The organism is Mesorhizobium sp. USDA 3734 (assembly GCF_056279665.1).
The window spans coordinates 938,858-958,827 of record NZ_JBWCCW010000001.1 but is presented as its reverse complement, the minus strand read 5'-3'; the positions used below and the strand labels follow the sequence as shown (position 1 = coordinate 958,827).

Annotated in this window: 13 protein-coding genes and 2 pseudogenes; 5 read left to right on the top strand and 10 right to left on the bottom strand. The window is 56.0% G+C overall.

What is annotated here, in order from left to right:
• Positions 1 to 39: 39 nt before the first annotated feature.
• Positions 40 to 828: an SDR family NAD(P)-dependent oxidoreductase gene (locus tag ACZ89F_RS04570; RefSeq protein WP_476090596.1), complete on the bottom strand. Its 789-nt coding sequence runs from the start codon at positions 826 to 828 to the stop codon at positions 40 to 42.
• Positions 829 to 966: 138 nt separating this feature from the next.
• Between ACZ89F_RS04570 and ACZ89F_RS04565 the strand changes: the two are divergent.
• Positions 967 to 1,438, top strand: a pseudogene (locus tag ACZ89F_RS04565) (DUF2083 domain-containing protein); the annotation flags it as partial.
• A 208-nt stretch (positions 1,439 to 1,646) separates the two neighbouring features.
• On the opposite strand, the pseudogene ACZ89F_RS04560 reads toward ACZ89F_RS04565, so the two are convergent.
• The 5 genes and pseudogenes from ACZ89F_RS04560 to ACZ89F_RS04540 all read right to left on the bottom strand — a co-directional run.
• Positions 1,647 to 2,202, bottom strand: a pseudogene (locus ACZ89F_RS04560) (conjugal transfer protein TrbE); the annotation flags it as partial.
• A 231-nt stretch (positions 2,203 to 2,433) separates the two neighbouring features.
• Positions 2,434 to 3,636 carry a 3-oxoadipyl-CoA thiolase gene (gene pcaF, locus ACZ89F_RS04555; protein WP_476090595.1) on the bottom strand — a complete coding sequence of 401 codons (1,203 nt, stop codon included), beginning with the start codon at positions 3,634 to 3,636 and terminating at the stop codon, positions 2,434 to 2,436.
• Between the two features lie 162 nt (positions 3,637 to 3,798).
• The gene (locus ACZ89F_RS04550) at positions 3,799 to 5,427 is read right to left on the bottom strand and encodes a class I adenylate-forming enzyme family protein (protein ID WP_476090594.1); all 1,629 of its coding nucleotides are present in this window, start codon (positions 5,425 to 5,427) and stop codon (positions 3,799 to 3,801) included.
• A gap of 763 nt (positions 5,428 to 6,190) precedes the next feature.
• On the bottom strand, positions 6,191 to 6,925 hold the full coding sequence (locus ACZ89F_RS04545) for an SDR family NAD(P)-dependent oxidoreductase (RefSeq protein WP_476090593.1): 735 nt from the start codon (positions 6,923 to 6,925) through the stop codon (positions 6,191 to 6,193).
• 592 nt (positions 6,926 to 7,517) lie between these two features.
• Positions 7,518 to 8,867 carry an aminotransferase-like domain-containing protein gene (locus ACZ89F_RS04540; RefSeq protein WP_476090592.1) on the bottom strand — a complete coding sequence of 450 codons (1,350 nt, stop codon included), beginning with the start codon at positions 8,865 to 8,867 and terminating at the stop codon, positions 7,518 to 7,520.
• A 167-nt stretch (positions 8,868 to 9,034) separates the two neighbouring features.
• Between ACZ89F_RS04540 and ACZ89F_RS04535 the strand changes: the two genes are divergently transcribed.
• The 4 genes from ACZ89F_RS04535 to nikE all read left to right on the top strand — a co-directional run bounded on the left by ACZ89F_RS04535 (position 9,035) and on the right by nikE (position 14,188).
• Positions 9,035 to 10,609 carry an ABC transporter substrate-binding protein gene (locus tag ACZ89F_RS04535; protein ID WP_476090591.1) on the top strand — a complete coding sequence of 525 codons (1,575 nt, stop codon included), beginning with the start codon at positions 9,035 to 9,037 and terminating at the stop codon, positions 10,607 to 10,609.
• A 37-nt stretch (positions 10,610 to 10,646) separates the two neighbouring features.
• Positions 10,647 to 11,597 (top strand): ABC transporter permease, encoded by a 951-nt coding sequence (locus ACZ89F_RS04530; protein ID WP_476090590.1) that lies wholly within the window; start codon positions 10,647 to 10,649, stop codon positions 11,595 to 11,597.
• A gap of 276 nt (positions 11,598 to 11,873) precedes the next feature.
• The gene (locus ACZ89F_RS04525; protein ID WP_476090589.1) at positions 11,874 to 12,551 is read left to right on the top strand and encodes an ABC transporter permease; all 678 of its coding nucleotides are present in this window, start codon (positions 11,874 to 11,876) and stop codon (positions 12,549 to 12,551) included.
• Positions 12,548 to 14,188 (top strand): nickel ABC transporter ATP-binding protein NikE, encoded by a 1,641-nt coding sequence (gene nikE, locus ACZ89F_RS04520; protein WP_476090588.1) that lies wholly within the window; start codon positions 12,548 to 12,550, stop codon positions 14,186 to 14,188. The genes ACZ89F_RS04525 and nikE overlap by 4 nt, the downstream gene beginning before the upstream one ends.
• A gap of 90 nt (positions 14,189 to 14,278) precedes the next feature.
• Here nikE and ACZ89F_RS04515 read toward each other — a convergent pair whose 3' ends face one another.
• The 4 genes from ACZ89F_RS04515 to ACZ89F_RS04500 form a co-directional block, all read right to left on the bottom strand.
• Positions 14,279 to 16,444: an acetate--CoA ligase family protein gene (locus ACZ89F_RS04515; protein WP_476090587.1), complete on the bottom strand. Its 2,166-nt coding sequence runs from the start codon at positions 16,442 to 16,444 to the stop codon at positions 14,279 to 14,281.
• Positions 16,441 to 17,619 (bottom strand): acyl-CoA dehydrogenase family protein, encoded by a 1,179-nt coding sequence (locus ACZ89F_RS04510; RefSeq protein WP_476097207.1) that lies wholly within the window; start codon positions 17,617 to 17,619, stop codon positions 16,441 to 16,443. Before ACZ89F_RS04510 ends, ACZ89F_RS04515 begins: the two co-directional genes overlap by 4 nt.
• Positions 17,620 to 17,731: 112 nt before the next feature.
• A complete protein-coding gene (locus ACZ89F_RS04505; protein ID WP_476090586.1) occupies positions 17,732 to 18,592 on the bottom strand; it encodes an SDR family NAD(P)-dependent oxidoreductase in 861 nt (286 codons plus the stop codon).
• 83 nt (positions 18,593 to 18,675) lie between these two features.
• Complete coding sequence (locus tag ACZ89F_RS04500) at positions 18,676 to 19,578, bottom strand: amidohydrolase family protein (RefSeq protein WP_476090585.1); 903 nt, start codon at positions 19,576 to 19,578, stop codon at positions 18,676 to 18,678.
• Between the last annotated feature and the right edge of the window lie 392 nt (positions 19,579 to 19,970).

The window sequence follows — 19,970 nt, the reverse complement described above, 5'->3', positions numbered from 1 at the left end:
TTGGTGTCCACGACAATGCCGCGCACACAGATGTTTGTGCTATTTGGCAGTAGTTCCGCCATCAATCACCAGCATCGAGCCCGTCACAAAGCTCGAAGCATCCGATGACAGATAGACGATAATGCCCTTTAACTCGTCCGTGCTTGCGATCCTCTGCATCGGGATCGTTGATTTCATAGCTTCGTACATCTCCTGATCTTCATAAAGGTTATCCCCAATCCTCGTATGAAAATGGCCGGGACAGACAGCGTTCACGGTGATCCCATGGGGAGCATATTGAAGGCCCAACTCGCGAGTCAGATTGACCACGGCGCCTTTGGAAGCCGTATAGGCTGGAAGGGGCGCCACCGTGGCGGACCCAGTTAACCCCCACATGGACGCAATATTAATGATGCGTCCGTGTTTCCGCGGCATCATAACTTTCAGTGCTTCGCGGCACCCAAAGAATACGCCATTCAAATTGACCGCCATAACTCGGAACCAATCGTCCGTCGGCGCCTCGTGACCCATTCGCGGTTCATTGTCCGTGACGCCTGCATTATTAACGATGATTTCGAGCGGACCGGACTTCTTCTCGGCGGCCTGAACCAGGGCCGCTACGCTCTTTTCATCTGTGACATCGCACTTGACGCCAATCGCCCTGCCGCCCGAGCCTTTAATATTTGAAACGACCTGTTCAAGCCTTTCTTCGTCGATGTCACTGCACACGACCTCTGCACCTGCCGCTGCAAGCGCTTCCGCGCAGGCGGTGCCAATTCCACTCGCGGCGCCGGTAACAACCGCAGTACGGCCGGTAAGTTCAAACATCGGAAAACGGATCGTTGCCATCGTGTGCTGCTCCTTTGCTAACCGCCGATGTTGCGCTTGCTAGTATACATCCTAGTAGTTATGTTACAAGAGTTTCTTGAGAAATTTTGAGTCAAGGCCCGATTATTTTATTGATCTGAGGGCGTCGCGTCCGGCCACCGACCGGGCGTCAAGGGTGTGCCTGTGTTCTTCGCCCGCATCGATCGCGCGGGAAACATCACCAAGCGTCATAGTGCCGCGAAACTGCAATTCGCTCGCTTCGGGGCGGCATGCCCGCTCTGGAATGTCCATCAGGCCTTTGAAACGCCGGGCCGCATCATCCGCCAACTGGCTGAGACGCCCGATGGCGCGCTATCTCAGCATAGCCACCGAAATTGCCAAAGGCAGCGGCGGCTTCAACGCTCCGCAAAGGCGCTATGCCATCGCCCTGGGCTGCGAGGTAGCCTATGCGCAAGACTTCGTCTATGCCGACGGTATCGACCCGAACAATCGGTTGGCATTCGCCCCGATCGGAATTTCATGCCGCATCTGCGAGCGCGCGAGCTGTCCGCAACGGGCGGTGCCTCCTTTGAAGAGCAGACTCACAATCGATCATCAACGGCGGGGAGTCCTGCCTTATCAAATCTCGTGATTGGTATCTTCCTGCCTAAGAGCCACCACATTCTTGAATGTCAGTGGAATGAGCCGGGGCCAATTGCCTGCTCGTCGCGCTGCCGGATGTATTCGCTGCCCGAAACGCATGTCGGCGTGGCCGCGGACGCGCGCCATCGGCCGCCGCGCTTTCAACCAGCTCTGTGGCTTCATCTACAGATCTTGTCGAGCATAAGCGCCCGCGTCTACCAGCGGTATGGGAAGGCAAGCCGGTTGAGATCGTCGAGGATTCCAGGAAAAGTCGCGGTGGGGAAAGCGATGATGGTGAGCGTGCGCAGATGGTCATCGCCGAGCTTCGGCTCCAGCCCACCAACGAGCCGCGGATCGACAAGAAGTGCATCGAGATGCATGGGGGTTTCTGGCACTCGAACGCGATGGCGCGCGGTGGAAACGCAGGAATGCAGGTAGGTCAGTGGCTCGACATCGTCGGTCCAGGCGGCTTCGGGGACAAAGCCTTCGATCAGATTCAGGACGCGGTCGGTGCGGTCCACGAACCCCTTCAATAGCTCCCAGGGATCAAACGCCGGCGGTGGCGCGGCCCTCATAGAGCCAGTTCTCCATCCGCGAGGATTCCTCGGCCTGCGGCAACCAGACGAAGGTGAGAAAATAGCTGCTCTCGAACAGCCCCCCGTCGGACCTTCGGTCACTCCACTTTCGCGACCCTTGACCATCGCCCTCGAATTGTTCACGCCGCTCGATATCGAGCAATGCCGAGGCACTGTCGGTGAATTTGCTGTCGGGGAACTGGGACCGTAGTCGGCAGGTGGACGCGGCATGCCGACGCCTCCCAGATCGTTTTGCGCGCAAATTGGGCGCCGGTGGGCAAGCTGTGCGCGTTCCACCGCGGCTTGGCCGCCGCTTGCACCCAGCCCCGGATTTTGCTTTCCTCATTCGGGGGCGCTCCTGACGGCCTTCAGGCACCGTCGAACCCATGGCACCTTCGTGGTAGCGGCTCTTGCAATTACCCCAACCCACTCACGATCGTTCCAAAACGACCGCTATTCCCTGGCCCACTCCGATGCACATGGTGGCGAGGGCGAGTTTCGCGCTGCGTTCGCGCAGCTCCAGCACCGCGGTACCGGTAATGCGTGCGCCCGACATGCCTAGCGGATGACCAAGTGCTATGGCGCCGCCATTTGGGTTGACGTGAGCAGCATCCTCCGCGATGCCGAGCTGGCGCAGCACGGCGATGCCTTGAGAGGCAAATGCCTCGTTGAGTTCGACTAGGTCGAAGTCGCTCGGTTTAAGGCCAAGCCGGGCGCAGAGCTTCTGAGTCGCCGGCACCGGACCGATGCCCATGATGCGGGGCTCGACGCCGGCGGACGCCCCGCCGAGGATACGGGCGATCGGCGTGAGGCTGTATTTCCTGGCCGCAGCCTCGGAGGCGACGATCAGCGCCGCCGCGCCGTCATTGACGCCCGACGCGTTGCCGGCCGTCACCGTGCCGCCCTGGCGGAACGGCGTCGACAGCTTTGCCAACGCCTCGATGCTGGTGGCGCGGGGATGCTCATCCCTGGAAACGACGACCGGATCACCCTTGCGCTGCGGGATCGCCACCGGCACGATCTCCTTCGCCAGCCTGCCGTTCTCCTGCGCAACAGCAGCTTTCGCCTGGCTGCGCACGGCGAAGGCGTCCTGGTCGGCGCGGGAGACTGAAAAATCCTCGGCAACATTCTCGCCGGTTTCGGGCATGGAATCGATGCCGTACTGCTTCTTCATCAGGGGATTGACGAAACGCCAGCCGATCGTCGTGTCATAGATCTCCGCGTTACGAGAGAACGCGCTGTCGGCCTTGGGCAGGACGAAGGGCGCGCGGCTCATCGATTCGACGCCGCCGGCAATCATCAACTCGGCCTCGCCGGCCTTGATCGCGCGTGCCGCGATCGTCACGGCATCCATGCCGGAACCGCAGAGCCGATTGACCGTCGAGCCCGGTATTTCCTTTGGAAGGCCGGCAAGCAGAAGAGCCATACGCGCGACATTGCGATTGTCCTCGCCGGCCTGGTTGGCGCAGCCGAAGACGACATCATCCACCGCCGCCCAGTCGACCGCAGCGTTACGTTCAAGCAAAGCCTTGAGCGGGATGCCGCCGAGATCATCCGCCCTCACCGACGAGAGCAATCCGCCAAAGCGCCCGATCGGCGTGCGGACATAATCGCAGATGAATGCTTCAGCCATGTCAAACCTCCGGCACGACGCGATCTGCCATTGTTCGGCCCAACGACCAGCTCCGGCCGGTCACTGCCTGCAACTCCTCGAACCCATATCCGGCGCCCTCTCGTGTGGCACGAGCTTGCAGCAGCAGATATATTGCGCGGAACTATCGCGTTTTTGTCGCCACTAGATCCATTTTTGAAGTTCCCTGTCCCACGCGCCAATCCGAAGGTCGAGCACATCCTTTACCAGTTCCCCCTTCCGTATTTTACGGGTCGGCGACCGCGGGAAGTCCTGGACATAAGCCACATAGCGGGGCAACTTAAATGGGGCCAATGTTTTCCGGCAATGTTCGATAATGTCCCCCGGGGTGACTGACTCTGGCGTAAAACCATCCTTCAACATGATATAAGCTTTGACTTCCTCCTTTCTCAGGTCGTCCGGCACAGCTACGACGGCCGCTTCGGCAATGCCATCGTGCTTCCGCAACGTGGCCTCAACCTCCTGTGCAGCAATATTCTCACCAGATCGCTTGATCATATCTTTGATACGACCAACAATATAGAAGAAGCCTTCCTGATCCTGGCGAGCCAAATCCCCGGTTTTGAACCAGGAACCGCGAAATCGCTCAGCGTTGACGTCCGGCCTCTTATAGTATCCCCAGAACAGCCCCCGGCCGGTAACCGCCAACTCACCAACTTCACCTTTTGGAACTTCGTTTCCGTCGCCATCAATAAGGCGCACGCTGCGGAAAGCAGCCTCGATTCCACAGGTAGAAGTTAACGACTTTTGCTTGGCTTCAGTGGGTACAATCAGACAGGTGCCGCACTCTGTCATCCCGAACGCTTCCCTCGCGACAACGTTGTACCGTTCTTGTATTTCTTGAAGATTCTCCGCGCTCCAGTAATAAGCACTGACATGAATCAGATGAATATCCTCCGCCTTCACCCACTCTGGCATTTGGCGGTAAGCAACCTCAGGAAAATTGCAGTAGTTTATTCTATATTTTTTCAACCAATCATAGAATCTTGATAAGCTGTATTTTTTGGGGATATACACGGTTGCGCCGAGCTTGATTGCCATCAAAAATTGCCAAAGAGCATCCATATAATAGAAAGGCGCCCATATCAGTATATTCTCGATCGCTCGACCATTGCTCTGGCGAAATATAGCTGCATTGTGGGAAATAAGAAGCCAGTAGTCGTGTGTTAGCATGCATCCTTTTGGGAATCCGGTAGTCCCCGATGTGTACTGAATGCACATGAGATCGTCGCGCGAGATTGAAAACGGTGAAACGAAATTTCGGTCGCCTTCAAGGACCATATCGTCGAAACTAAGATACAGAGCATTCTTATCGCCGTGTACGATTACACGATCCGTCACAATAAGCGGCAGGCTGTCAGCAATCCGTTCGAATACTTCAATGAATGAGTTGTCTATTATCAAGAACTGAGCATCGGAATCGTCAAGGACATAGTGGAGCTCCTCACTGGTATATGAGTTGTTTACCGGAACTATGACCGCGCCGAGCCGAGCAATAGCTACCCAGACAATCGGAAATGCCGCGACGTTCGGTAGCATAACGGCAACATGCGTGCCTTTCCGAACACCACGCCGCAGAAGTGAGCACGCGATCTTGTCCGCAGCCTGATCTAATTGACGATAGGTCAAGGTATCAGAATTCTCGAACCAGTTGCCGAGAACCCTGTCGTTTAGTTCCACAGCCCTTTCCTTGACAAAGGATCCAATATTGAGGGGTAATTGCGAATCTTCAAAAGAAATTTTTGCTTTGTGGAATTCCGCCAAGTTATCCATCGGTATGCCGGCCTCATCGTTTATGATAACTCATAATGTCAAACTATATCTAAACACGCCGTAGGATTATATTCTAGTTTTTTTTGGTTTTCATAAACAACGCTCGACGTCAGAATGCGTATTGAGCCAGTAGTAATTTAGAAAGTGTCGTTTGACACGATCTGTGCCACGTACACGTTGAGGTGCTTCCGTCTCGACCTCTGTTGCTATCTCAAGCGCGCCTTCCTCGCTTCTGCCTTGCTGCGCCGGCCCGATGACAGACCCCCCAAACGTGATGCCCTCGGCCAAAGTGGACTAGGACGATTTATTGGATGACGGCTCAGCTATCAAATTACTAACCGACAATGTTCCATACGGATTTGTTATTGAGACGCCACTTCCCGCTTTTTCAATCAGCTTTCTCAGTGCAACTGGGGAGAACCTGCGAGATTGGTCTAGCCACTCGCTGCTCGGGAACTCACCATAAGGCCTTGCTGGGGCAGTACGGGGTGAGGGAGTAGCCTTGGAAATCGACCTTCGTGGCAGATAGCACGATGATCCAACGACTGCTGATTCATCCGATGGCATATGGCAGGCCATGATGCCTGCATGCGCTGAATTCCGCTGCTCCCCGCCCGCGAAGGGTCCGAGTTCTGGGAGAACGGCGAAGCCATGCAGGCAAGGCGTTGTTGGTCTAGGCGAATTCGATCTTAGGTGGGCCATTAACTCTGAATGTCACAACAATCCAGCAGCTACACAAAGTCCCACTCATCGTGACTAAGCCTCAGGCCAAATTCGTACCCGCATCAACGACTATCTCTGCGCCGTTTAGGTAGCTCGCGGCATCGGATGAAAGAAACGCCACGACTTCTGCGACTTCCGATGACGCAGCCATTCGGCCCAGCGGATTGCGTGCAAGAGAACGCTCTATAGCCTCCGGTGACGACTGTGCCCCCATAGCGGTGTCGATCAGACCAGGGTGGACTGTGTTGACTCTGATCCCCATTCTGCCGAGTTCAGTTGCCGTACACCCGCTCATGCCGCGCAAGGCCCACTTTGACGTTGCATAAGCAAGCTCATCTTTCCTATGTCGGATCGACGATATTGAACAGATATTCACGATCGAACCCGACTTTCTTTGCCGCATGAAGGGGGTAACGGCTTGCGTCCCCAGCAATGGTCCAAGAACGTTGACGCGATAGGTAAAAAGCAGATCATCCGCAGTCGTATCCAGCAGAGAACCCGGTTTGAATACCGCTGCGTTGTTGATCAGAATGTCGATCCTGCCAAAAAGACGGATCGCCTCATCGACGACAGTTTTCCAGCCGGCTTCCTCTGACACATCATGGGGAACAAATGCAGCATCTCGACCAAGCGAGTCGGCAACTGATTGTCCTTTGGTGCTAATATCCGTAAGTACTACCTTGGCCCCTCCCGCAACGAAAAGCCGAGCCTCGGCCTCACCTTGTCCCATGGCTGCACCCGTAATAATCGCGACTTTCCCGGTCAATTGTGTCATCCGGACTGTTCCAATTTTCTAGTATATCTGATCGCGTGATATCGCTACAATACGACCTCTAAATATTCTTAGGATTAACCTCAAGCGCGCAAACATGAGTCCAAATGAAGTATTTTTATGATGATTGCTCACCATTTGCGATCTTGATTATCGCTGGATCTGACACTTGCTCCTCGATGAATGCACGACGAGTGCGCCTGCAACCCACTGCGCTGCCTGCTATCCAGGCAAATCTGCAATAGGGCGCATTCTGCACGCCCTCGAGCGGCAAAGGATGCTCACCTACCTCCGGTACGACCCGTCGGAGCACTATGAGTATTAAGTGCTTTTCGTAGTGTATTAAATGACTAAAGCGACGTTTGGCATGCGGTAAAGTTATTCACTCGGTGGCTAGAGGGAAGAGCTCTCCCGTACGACGCACCCATCACTTGACGAGCCCAATGGTAGTTGGAGACATGAACCGGCGACGAGTTCACTATCGAGTATATCGAAAGGCCGATCCGACCCGGCTACTCGCGCATCGCGCTCAATCCCATCTGCGCATCGTGGCCCGAACTTCCTCAAGTTTGGCAAAGTCGTGGTTCACGACGACTCATGTCAAGATACTGAGGCGGGGCTCCCCGGTAAGCACGCGGCGAAAAGTCTCCGTGCCCCGCTTGATTTCATCCAGGGTGGGAATGCCTCCGAAGCAAAGCCGTATAAACTGGGGAGAACGCCCTTCGTCGGAAAGTTCAAATAACTGGCCGGGAGCCGCGCGTACACGGTGCGCCAAAAGTTCCGCGGCGAGTTCCTGTGCATTCCATTTTGGACCGACCGGCAGCCAGAGGTGGTAGCTCACATGCTTGGGTATGTGTTTGCCACCGATAACGCCTTCGACAGTGCCTAGTATGCTTTTTGCCAGCCGTTGATGCTCTGTCAGACAGTCAACAGCCGAGCCCACCTCTACCATACGCGCGAAGAGCTCCGCATAAGCAGTAGGCGCGGGGAACTGCATAGCGGAAGCGACATTCCCGATTGCTGAAAGGAACCGCTCGTGTGCGCATACGACACCCAGGCGAAATCCCGTAATCAGACTCTTTGAGAGACTGGAGATAAAGATCACATTGTTGCGGTCGAAATCATAGAGCGGCGGGATCGTGTCTCCGCTGAGGTGTCCCCCGGCATCATCCTCGATAATGATACAATTCGCCTCTCGACAAATACGAACAATCTCAGCGCGTCGTGCGCTTGTCATAAGCGCAGTGGTGGGATTCTGTCCGCTAGCGCTGCAGATCAAGATTCCCGCTTTCGTTTCGGCTATGCCTTTCTCAAGTTCCCCCGGCAAGATGCCCTCATTGTCCATATCGACCGGAAATAGTTTCGTCTGGCTCATCTGCGCGAATCTCTTCAAACCCGCGTAAATCCACCGCTCACAAAGAATACTTTGGCCAGGCTTGGTGAGCGCTATGAAACACGACAGAAGGCCGTGCTGCGCTCCATACGTCAGACGCATCTCGTCTAAGCGAACGTCCAGACCGCGCAACTTCAGCCACTCAGCCCAAGCGCCTTTCTGGCGATTCGACCCGTTATGCGAATAGGCAAAAGAATTTTGGATTGCCTCTCTGTCCATATCCACAAGACCGCGCTGGATATGAGGCGCGGCAATCGTATCCGGTACGATGTTCAGCCCAAAGTCAAAGACCTGCCAATCCTCAGTGGATGACGTGTTCGCATTGACGAACGTCCCGCTACCTGCCTTTGCAACCAGCAATCCGCGCCGAATTGCTTCGGCGATGGCCTTACTCATCGTAGCGTTGGTGAAGCCAATCTTTGAAGCAAGTTGCCGCTGGGTGGGCAGTTTCTCACCGGGCGCTAACTCACCCGACGAGATGGCGACCTCGATGGCCTCAACCAACGAAAGATATTTCGGCTTCGAGTTCACCGAGATTGTAGGGGTCCACATTCCGTTCTCCGTCCCTGCAGTGAGGCGTTTCCCTGTAAATCTAGTTCATTAGGCAATTTTTGCAGCCAAGATTCCACATTGCACTAGTTTATGATCGACGAGTCCCTTGACGAAGACAAATTTTTGCGGTGATAAGTTTGTGGAGGTGACCGACTTGGGAGGATGTCATGGCTTTGTTAAATAGTCTGCAATTTGGTGGTGTGTCACGCAGGCGTGTGCTGCAAGGGTTGGCGGGATCCGCCGCACTCGGTTCGGGATTGATCAGTCCTTTTGGCAGCGCATTGGCGCAGAGCCCAAAGCGCGGCGGCAGGATTGTCGCGGCAAGTAATGTGACATCAGCAGCCGATCGGATGGATCCGGCGCTTAACGATACCCCTCTCGAAATCATGCGCAGCATGCTTGTCTGGGAACGTCTGGTTCACATCAATTCTAAGGGCGTTCAGATACCTGGCCTTGCCAAGCAGTGGCAATCGAACAGTGACGGCACTCGGTGGGTGTTCGAACTGGAAAGCGGAGTTGAGTTCCACAACGGTAAGACCCTTACGTCCGCCGACGTGGCTTACTCTATCAACCGGGTCCGCGATCCAAAGACCGGATCGTACGCCGCCTCTTCGCTTACGGAGATTTCATCTGTAAAGGGTGACGGTCCGAATACCGTCGTCATAGAGCTCTCGAAGCCTCATTTCGAGATCCCGCAAATCATGACCTATTTCAAACTGGGCATCCTTCCTGAAGGCGCCAGTGAATTCCCGCGTGACTCCATCGGTACTGGTCCTTTTAAGATCGGCCCTCAATACGAGCCCGGCGTCTCGATCACTCTTGTCCGACACGAGAACTATCGCAAGCACGGAAGGCCCTATCTCGATGAGATCGAAACGATCGGTATTCCGGACAATCAGTCGCGCGTAAATGCGCTTGTTGCCGGGGAAATTGACTTCGCCGGCGCAATCGACCCAATTTACTCTGCTTCGATCAAGGATTCGCAGACTGCGAGACTGTTGACGACGGCAGGCGGCGGATACATCCCCCTTGTTCCGAGATGCGATCTCGCGCCATTCACCGACGTGAACGTGCGTTTGGCCATGAAGGCAGCTCTCGACAGACAGATGTTTGTCGATCAGGCTTGGCACGGTCTGGGCATCCCGTCCGCAGATCATCCCATCCCACCTCATGACGAGGTTTTTCCATCGCAGATCGCTGTCCCAGCTCAAGATCCAGACAAGGTAAAATTCCACCTTGGAAAAGCTAACTTGGCCAACGATCAGCTTTTTGAGATTTCGGCGTCAGATGCCTTCTTCGGCGGCTTCATGGCTGCCGAGTTGATGGCTGAGTCCATGCGGGTCGGCGGCTTGAATGTTCGGGTCAAGCGCGTGCCTACAGACGGGTACTACACCAATACCTGGATGCAAGCGCCTATCTGCTTCTCGGAGTGGTACGGAAATGCGAGCACTAACATCGTGATGACTTCGCCGTATCTCTCAACGTCGAGTGCAAATGAGAGTTACTGGAAGAATCCAGCATATGACAAGCTCATCATCGATGTCCGTGCGGTCAAGGAGCCTGGGCTCCGAAAGGAGATGTACGGTAAGGCTGCCCAGCTTATGGTGGACGATGGTTCGGTGGTCATCGCGGGATTCCACAACTGGATCGATGCCACTAGTTCGCGCGTTCAGGGAATGCTGCCTCATCCGTACTATTGGGGCGGCGGCTTCTACTGGGACGAAGTATGGGTAGACGCCTGACACGCCCTATCCGATTGCATCGAACACAGGGGCGAAGATGTTTGCCTTCATCGCAAAGCGCATCGTAATTGGACTCGCGACACTCGTTGTGCTGTCGGGTTTGATTTTTGTGGGCACCAACGTGTTGCCCGGCGACGCCGCCTCTCAAAAGCTCGGGCATCTCGCGGATCAGACTGCGGTCGACGACATGCGGGAAAAGCTGGGACTAAACCAGCCTCTCCCGGTGCGATATTGGAAATGGATCTCCACCACCCTGCAGGGCGATCTCGGCGCGTCGGTATCAAACGGCGCGCCGGTCGCGGATCTTCTGACACTTCGCGTCAAGAACACTTTGTATCTAGCCCTCTATGCTGCCTCGATCTCAATTCCCTTGGCACTTTTCCTTGGATTTCTTTCCGCGGCATACCCGGGCAGTTATCTCGACAGCAGTATCTCCGTCGTTACTATCTTCTTGATATCCATACCCGATTTCGCAATTGCAGTCCTCCTGGTTGCAATTTTCGCGATCGGCCTTCGTTGGTTTCCATCGACAATCACCCGGCCAGATTGGGGTGATTTGGGCACCTCGCTCTATCGCACTTTTCTTCCAATGCTCGTGTTGACGTTTGGCCTATTGGCTCACGTCAGCCGACTGACGCGCGCTGCAATCATTGACGAGCTTTCCAGCGGATATGCCGAAATGGCATTGCTCAAAGGTGCTGGAAAATGGCGGGTGATGACACGGCATGCGATACCAAACGCAATTAGCCCAATTGCAAACGCAGTCGTTCTCAACATCGGATACCTGATTAGCGGTGTTGTTCTGACTGAAGTGGTTTTCAATTACCCAGGGGTTGGCCGTTTGCTGGTGGACTCTATTCAGTATCGCGATTTCAATGTCATTCAAGCAATCGCGTTGGTAATGTGCGGCATGTACGTTCTCCTAAACACGCTTGCAGATATTTTAACTATACTTGCGAACCCACGGCTTCGCTACAGGGCCGCTTAGTTGAGAATGTGAACTTCGCGGAATGGGAAGAGATCGTTTGGCATGGTACTAGACGCTGGCCGAGGTGAAGGCGGGCAACCCGCTAAGATGTCTGCAGCTGGCGCAGACGGTGTGCGCGTGCGTCGCTTATTGGTCCGCCTGGACGGGTGGGCAATCTTGGGTATCGCAATCGTCTCAGTTTGTTGCCTCGCGTGCATTGCTGGCCTGGTAATGCACCTTTTCGACATCTCGTTGCCGAGGGGACGTCCATCCTTACCCCCCTCTTTCGATCATTTGTTGGGTACCGACATAATTGGCAGGGATGTGCTTGGCCGACTGTTAGGCGGAGCCACCAACTCTCTTGGCATCGCAGTCGTTGCCGTGGTCGGCGCTGCGGCTATCGGTTGCGCGATCGGTTTCCTAGCCGCGGAACTCGGAGGCTTGTTCGATGTCTTCGCGACTTGGCTGGCGGACACCATGCTTTCTTTTCCAGGGCTCCTTTTTGCGCTCATCCTCGTGTCTGCGGTAGGAACAAGTTTGTCGGTGTTGATCGTGGCAATAGTGGTTGTACTCGCACCCCGCTTCATTCGCTTTAGTCGGTCTCTGGGTCTCGCAATCGGCGTCCTCGACTACGTGGCGGTGTCGCGAGCACGTGGCGAGCCTATTTACACAATTATCGTCGCAGACATTCTCCCGTCGTCGATTAAACCGCTCGCCTCAGAATTCGGGCTTCGGGTTACTCATTCGGTGCTTTTGCTCAGCAGCCTCAGCTTTTTGGGACTGGGCTTGCAGCCCCCGAGCACCGATTGGGGAAGCATGATCCGCGAGAACTTGTCCGGTCTAACGTCCGGAAATGCTGTCGCGTGCATCGCACCGGCGCTGGCCGTCAGTTTGTTCTCTGTTGGAGTCAACCTGGTCCTGGATTGGCTTTCAAGCGGTGCCGACGAGCGGATTCCAGAGGAGCTGAAGAGTTGAGTGACCTACTAAATGTTTCCGGCCTCAGTGTCGAAGCGAAGTTGCCCTCCAAAGCCAAAATTCGCACGGTTCACCAAATTTCGTTCTCCGTGAAACCGGGAGAGGTGGTTGCCTTGATCGGGGAATCTGGAGCCGGCAAAACTACTGCCGCGTTGTCAAGCATGGGCTATGCGCGCGCTGGCACTCGTATTATCGGAGGTGAGATCCGCCTGAACGGCTTGAATTTGGAGAGGTTGCGAGCGAGTGATCTTCGAAAGGTTCGTGGTGAGCAGGTCGCATATATAGCGCAGAGCGCCCAATCGGCGCTCAATCCCGCGATTACAATTGGCAAGCAGATAAGAGAGGTTCTCCACCTCCACGGCAAGGCTCTAAACTGGCGTAAGCAAGTTCCCGCTTTGCTCGGCTCGCTTGGGTTGCCTTTCCCCGAAGAGATTATCAACCGATATCCCCATCAGTTGAGCGGTGGGCAGCAGCAGCGTGTGATGATCGCTATGGCCATGGCATGCCAGCCAAAGCTTCTGGTGTGCGACGAGCCGACTACCGCGCTCGACGTAACAACCCAGATCGAGGTCCTGTGGCTAATCAAGAACCTCGTAAGGAAGCATCGTTGCGCAGTGATCTATGTCAGCCATGACTTGGCTGTAGTAAGTCAAATTGCCGACCGCATTGTTGTCCTAAAGGATGGACAGATCGTGGAGCACGGTTCGGTCAGCGACATCATCAATGCACCAAAACAAGACTATACCCGGAAGCTCCTTGCGGCAGTGAAGGAAGTCCCCTTCCTCGAAGCCGATAAAGTACCGGTCGAGCGAGCAACCGGGCATTTGCCTCTGGTCACCGCCGAGAACATCGTCGCCGAATATGCCGCACCACCAGCCCTCTTCAAAAAAAAGGTCCCCCGGATACTGGATGGTGTCAGCCTTGAAGTTTGTCGTAACGAAGTGCTTGCACTGGTTGGGGAGTCCGGCTCTGGCAAGAGCACACTCGCACGAGTTATTGCAGGACTTCACCCGCAGGTCGGCGGGAAAGTCTGGCTCGAAGGCCAGGAATTGGCGTCGAGAGCAGGCTCCCGACCGATTGATGCGTTGAAAGATATACAGGTGGTGTTCCAAAGTTCCGAGCTGTCGCTTCATCCACGTCACACGGTCGGAGACGCGATAGGTCGCCCACTGACGTTTTATTTGGGATTGAGAGGCACCGACCGCGTCAAGCGCATATCTGAGCTGCTTGACATGGTGAAGCTACCCGCGAGCTTCGCTTCGAGATATCCGAGCGAGTTGTCTGGTGGTCAGCGGCAGCGCGTCTGCCTGGCTCGCGCTTTCGCTGCAAAGCCGAAGCTCGTTCTGTGCGACGAAGCGCTGGCCTCTTTGGATCCATTGGTTGCAAATCAGATTATGGATCTGATGCGCGAACTTCGTCGGGAATTCAACGTCGCCTATCTGTTCATCAGCCATGACATCGCGACGGTGGCCGAGATCGCCGACCGTGTGGCCGTCTTGCAGAAGGGCCGTATCATCGCCTGCGGATCGATGTCACAGGTTTTTTCTTCCCCTTCCCATCCATATTGTGAACAGCTCTTCAATGCCGTTCCCCAATTGCGAGTTGGCTGGCTGGAAGAAGTTACGGGTCGCGCGTAATTCAACACGTTGATGGCATTGCTTGATCGTTATTTCTGCGCGAACGGCGGAGGAGCTGGCGCTGAGGGCCTATCGTGGCAGGGCCTTGGGTCATTCCGATCTCCAAGTGATCAGTGCATCCAAGGCCTCAATTTCGTCGCCTCGAACAAGCAACGGGTTGATCTCGAGGGAGTCCAGGCGATCGCCCAAACGCTGGGCGACCTCGGCGATACGCATTACGGCATCTGTGATTGCGCCCAGGTCCGCGGGCTTAGCGCCCCTGAAGCCTTTCAGCAGGGCCGCGGCTCGAAGCCTATTTAGTCCTTCACGGACTTGGATGCGGTCGCAGGGCAGTGGGTACAACACCGAGTCCTTGAAGACTTCGACCCAAATGCCACCAAGTCCAACTGCGAGCACGAGACCCCAGTCCGGGTCGCGCACGACGCCGACAATCAATTCCACCCCGCCGGAGCGCTGGGGTTGAACAAGCGCCGCAGGGTCGGTTGCTCCGATCTTCCGTCCAGCTTCCACAACAGCCTCGAAGGCGCTGCGCACCTCATCGGCATAAGTGAGATTCAACTTCACGCCCCCGATGTCGCTTTTGTGTTCAACCTCATCGGCTGCGAGCTTCACGACCACCGGGTAGCCGACACGTTCTGCTGCCACGACTGCGTCATCCGCCGACTTGACGTATGATGCAGGAACCATGGGCACTCCGTAGTCGCGTAATAATTCGGAGGCGCGGTGTTCCCCAAAGTTCTCGACGGACCGACCACCAATTTCGATCGGCGTCAAAACCGAGTGCTCGACCGGACGCAACGTTCTTGCCTGCTGCCACTCATGCCACCGAACCGCATGTCCAAGAGCGATAACACCGTGATGGATACCGCCGAGCCCGTTTGGGTATCCGGTTTCTCGCGCGACTTGCATGCCAGCTTCCGTAATGTCAGTGAAAGTAGTGCCGAGCACAATGACGGGCTTCCCTGTCTTTGTGATAGCCTCAGCCAGATGCCGGTAGTACGTGACGAACGCAGCGTGCTCGCTCTCGTCTCGGGCCGCGTATCTGGGCAAATCGCTCCAGGTTATCACACCATCGATGTTTTCGTCCGACGCAGCTATTGCGATTGCGCGCCCGACGAGGTCGGGTTCCACGACCGTGAGTCCAGTAACGTCGACGGGATTGCGATATCTTGCGTGTGGAGGTAGCGTCGCGCGCAGCGCCGCCTCGGTCTCCGGTGCAAACTCCGGGAACTCTATGCCAGAAGCCTCGCCACAATCGGCGATGATCTCATTGCACCCGCCCGAGTCTGATATAAGCGCGAAGCGTCGTCCATGCAGCATCGGCCCCGTGGCAAGCAATTCGGCCGTGACGATAAGTTCCTCGAGCGAGTTGACCCGGATCACGCCTAGTTGTGCGAAAATAGCGTCGATCACACGATCGTTGCCTACAAGCGCGCCTGAATGCGCGCTGGCAACACGGGCGCTCGCTGCACTACGCCCAACCTTCATCGCCACAATCGGCTTTTTGGCCACAAAGGCCGCTGCGGCCACTCGCCGGAATTCCTGTGGGTCGCGGATACTCTCGACGAATACCCCGATCACCTTGGTGTCCTTGTCATTTACCAGATAGCGTACGACATCGGTCAGCGAGGTGGTTAATTCGTTGCCCATCGATACGAGCAATCTCAGGCCGACGTTACGAGCGGCGGCGAGGTTCATGATGGTTGACGCAATTCCACCGCTCTGCAGCACCATGGCGATCGAGCCGGGTTGAGGCTCCCGTGCAATCGCAAGTCCGAACGGGGAAACCCGACCGGTAACGTTGGCAAATCCACTGCTGTTTGGCCCTAGGATCGTTAGGCCGTGTTCCTTTGCAATATCAAGGAGGAGGCGCTCGTGCAGGGCACCATCCTCCCCGCTTTCGCCGAAGCCGGCGGCCAGGATCACGGCATGGCGGATGCCTTTGGCGGCCATCTGCTTCAGAACATCGGGCACGGCATTCGTGCCCACCAGAACATAGGCGAGATCGATATCGTCCGGCAGTTCTGCGACACTGGCAAAAGCGGTCTGTCCATGGACGATGCCGCCGCGCGAGTTGACCAGATATACCTTGCCGTCAAAGCGATCCGGAACGAGGTTGTTGAAGGTCTCCCACGACCAGCCCGAACGATCCGTCGCGCCAATGAGAGCTATCGAACGGGGGGCGAAGAGCCGCTCGACACTCTCGACGCTGACGGAAGACCGCTTTTCGTGAACCAAATCTCGGAGGCCGTTCATCCTCCTATTTCGCCGAGTTTGACGTGGCCTTTGATGAGATTGCGGGCGATGGTGCGACGCTGGATCTCATCGGTGCCTTCGTAGATGCGGAAGAGGCGCAGTTCGCGGTACCAGCGCTCAATAGGCAATTCCCGGCTATAGCCCATACCGCCGTGGATCTGCATCACGCGATCAACCACCTCATTGGCGGTGATCGCACCGGTAAGTTTCGCGATAGCTACTGCATGGCGGGCATCCTTGCCGTTCTCCACCTGCCACGCTGCGAAGAGCGTAAGATATTTGAGCGCCTCGATCTCGACATGAGAGTCGGCGATTTGCCACTGAATGGCTTGGTAGTCTGCAATCGGATGCCCCATCGAGACACGGTTCTTCGCATGCTCAATCGCCATCTCCAGCAAACGCTCGGACGCGCCGATGGCGGAGGCAGGGATTACGTACCGGCCGTCGCCGATCCAGGACATTGCGAGCTCGAAACCCCGCCCCTCTTCACCCAAGATGTTGCGATGCGGTACGCGCACATCCTCAAACACGAGCGATGCCGGCCAGGCCGGGCCGGGCGCGCCCATCGTCTGGATAAGTTCGGAGCGCCACCCCATCGAGCGATCGACGAGGAAACAGGTAATGCCACCGTTGGCGCCTTTCCCGGGATCGGTAACCGCGAACATCATCGTGAAATCGGCCTCGTGCCCCGACGTAATGAAGATCTTCTCGCCGTTGACTATCCATTCGTTGCCATCGCGCACGGCGCGCGTGCGGATCTGGCTCGCGTCCGAGCCAGCACTCGGTTCCGTGAGGGCAAAGCAGCTCACCCGGTCGCCGTTCAGGGTAGGGATCAAATACTCGTGCTTCTGCTCCTCGTTACAGGCAAACAGAATGTTGTCAGCCCATCCGCCGAACGTGAAGGGCACGAACGTACGACTGACTTCCATAGTGACGATTGCGTTGATCACTGCACCGAGATTGGCACCACCGTATTCCTCGGGCGTGACAATTCCCCAGAAGCCTGAACTCCTTCCCTTATCTTGCAGTTCACGTAATTGGCCGGGTTCAAGCGCTGGCCGTCCCTCACGTTCGTTGCGCAGAACCTGTGCCTCAAGGGGCATGATTTCCTTGCGAATGAAGGCACGGACCGAGTCGCGGATCATGCGCTGCTCGTCGCTGAGTGAGAAGTTCAGAATGGGTGCTCTCCTGAATTTGTTGCTCTAGCCAAGCTGGAAGAACCGTCTGCTAGTGCGCGGGTTTGCCGGCAACATTGATGATCTTGCCCCCTAAATAATCGCAAGATTGTTACGCCAGCGAACCATCCAATGCAGCATGAAGCCGTGGCGTCCCTTCTGTGATGGCTTCTATTGCTAGACCCTCAAGGAAAGCGGACTTCGGACGGAAGGGGCGCATGTCGGGATAACCGCTTGTTGACCAGGCGCCGTCGACGAGGAGAGAGGCTCCAGAAATGTATCTTGCGTCATCAGTAGCCAGATAAAGCGCAGGACCGGCAACCTCGTCGGGCTCGGCGACGCGCCCTAGAGGAATGCGCGCCAAATAGCCATTGACGATCTTTTCGTCGGCAAAAAAGCGCTCGGTCAGGGCAGTTCTTACCAGCCCGGGCGACACCGCGTTCACCCTTATTCCAAACTGCGCAAATTCAAGAGCGCCATTCTTTGTGAGCATCTCCACGCCGGCTTTCGAAGACGTGTAGGAGGAACCGCCAAAGATCGGCATGTCGGTACAGATCGATGCGATATTGACGATCGCACCACCCTTGTTCTGTCTGATGAACTGCCGCGCCTGATGCTTCATGCAAAACATCACGCCTTTCAGGCATACGTCATTGGTCAGATCCCAATCCGATTCGTTCATATCCAAGATGTAGTCACTTCGGCTCAGCCCAGCGGCATTAAAACACACGCCGAGGTTACCGAAGTGCTTTGACGCACCGGCCACAAGCGCCTCGACCTCGCTCTCATTGCGCAGTTCAGTCGGGAATGCCATCACCTGCTGCGGACAACTCTGCTGTAGCTGGGCCAACCCATCAGCGTTCGTGTCGGCGGCGGCAACCAAAGCTCCCTCCGCAATGAGGCGTTTTGCAATGGCAAGCCCGACGCCCGACGCTGCACCGGTTACGATGGCAACCTTGTCTTTGAACCGCATCTTATCTCTCCCGTCCGTGAGACCTATAAACCAAACCCCGAATGAAGTTCGAAGCTCCGATGGCTTCCAGGGAGCGCATTTTCCTACAGTCGCAACAGACGCGCCGCATTCCCATAGAGCCAAAGGTCCTTCGTATGGTCGTCGAGAGGCAACTCGTCGATCTCCGCCAATGCGGAATTGAGCGGCAAGGTGGGATAGCCGGAACCGAAGATGATTCGATCGCGCAACATCTTCTTCCCGTACTGCAACAGCGGTCCGTACCCCGACTCCGGGACGATTAAGTATTTTGGTCGTACGAAGACGAGGCCTATCATCAGGTTGGCATGCTTCATGGCAACCGCGATAAGCTCCTGCACCCAAGGCCAGCCTGGCGGGGCCGCACAGACACGCAGTCCCGGGAAGGCAATCATCACATCGTCGATCAGATACGGACGCCCGTAGGACATGGAAGTCTGGGTGGAGAAATTGACCCCGCAATGAATATTGACTGGGATATCAAGCTCCACACATTTCGCATAAAGCGGGTACAGGAGGGGATTGTTGATCTCAAGCTTGTGTTCGAAACACTGGAGATTGAGGCCCCTCAGGCCCAGCTCCACCACAGCGTGCTCCAGCTCACGTACGGCCTGCTCACCTTTGTGCGGGTCGACCCCCGCGAAACCAATGAAGCGCTTGCCATGACGAGCGCAAAACTCGGCGACATCAGCATTGGATATCTTAACGTTAAACGTGGTCTCCAAGTCACGCGCCTTCACGACGACATGGTCCGCCCCAATCGCATCGTAGGCGGCGAGGTAGCGGTCGAGGGCCTGCTCTATTTTCTCGTCCCGTGGCTGTTGTATTGTCTTGGCGTAAACGCGTTCATAATTTTTCAGGTGTCCGGATATGATGGACGTTTCCTGAAGCGGAGGTTTTGACGACCAGTCAATGAGACGGCGCCTGGCCTGCACCTCATCTTTCACGGCTGAGTGAGCGTCGGACTTCATCACCTTTGGTCCCTCATAATTCCCAGAGCCGCGTCCATGCTCGACGCCACGTCATCGAAAACTGTCACAACCAGCAATACTGCTCGTCAATTTGCCGCCGCCGAAATGATCTTGGGAACTGACACCCCGGAAAGCGCATTCACACAGCGGCCTCGTGCTGTTGTTGTGAGCGCGCAGGCTGCTTGGTGAACTTTAGCGGCTCTTACAATCGCAGCTAAATGAATAAGCGGATGGGGCGCATAATATAAAGTTATTCACGCCTCGCGCCGGGAGGTCCCAGTCAGAGATCTTCCGACTTGCCACAAAAATCTCTCACCTGCGCCTCGCAAACTCGGAGCGACGCAAGCTCTGCGCGATTATTCGCTCTGCGCGATTATTCGCGCGACAGACGC

Bases quoted from the DNA above. Each gene is read 5' to 3' on its own strand.
- ACZ89F_RS04570 (WP_476090596.1), bottom strand. From the start codon at position 828: ATGGCAACGATCCGTTTTCCGATGTTTGAACTTACCGGCCGTACTGCG.
- pcaF (WP_476090595.1), bottom strand. From the start codon at position 3,636: ATGGCTGAAGCATTCATCTGCGATTATGTCCGCACGCCGATCGGGCGC.
- ACZ89F_RS04550 (WP_476090594.1), bottom strand. From the start codon at position 5,427: ATGGATAACTTGGCGGAATTCCACAAAGCAAAAATTTCTTTTGAAGAT.
- ACZ89F_RS04545 (WP_476090593.1), bottom strand. From the start codon at position 6,925: ATGACACAATTGACCGGGAAAGTCGCGATTATTACGGGTGCAGCCATG.
- ACZ89F_RS04540 (WP_476090592.1), bottom strand. From the start codon at position 8,867: ATGTGGACCCCTACAATCTCGGTGAACTCGAAGCCGAAATATCTTTCG.
- ACZ89F_RS04535 (WP_476090591.1), top strand. From the start codon at position 9,035: ATGGCTTTGTTAAATAGTCTGCAATTTGGTGGTGTGTCACGCAGGCGT.
- ACZ89F_RS04530 (WP_476090590.1), top strand. From the start codon at position 10,647: ATGTTTGCCTTCATCGCAAAGCGCATCGTAATTGGACTCGCGACACTC.
- ACZ89F_RS04515 (WP_476090587.1), bottom strand. From the start codon at position 16,444: ATGAACGGCCTCCGAGATTTGGTTCACGAAAAGCGGTCTTCCGTCAGC.
- ACZ89F_RS04505 (WP_476090586.1), bottom strand. From the start codon at position 18,592: ATGCGGTTCAAAGACAAGGTTGCCATCGTAACCGGTGCAGCGTCGGGC.
- ACZ89F_RS04500 (WP_476090585.1), bottom strand. From the start codon at position 19,578: ATGAAGTCCGACGCTCACTCAGCCGTGAAAGATGAGGTGCAGGCCAGG.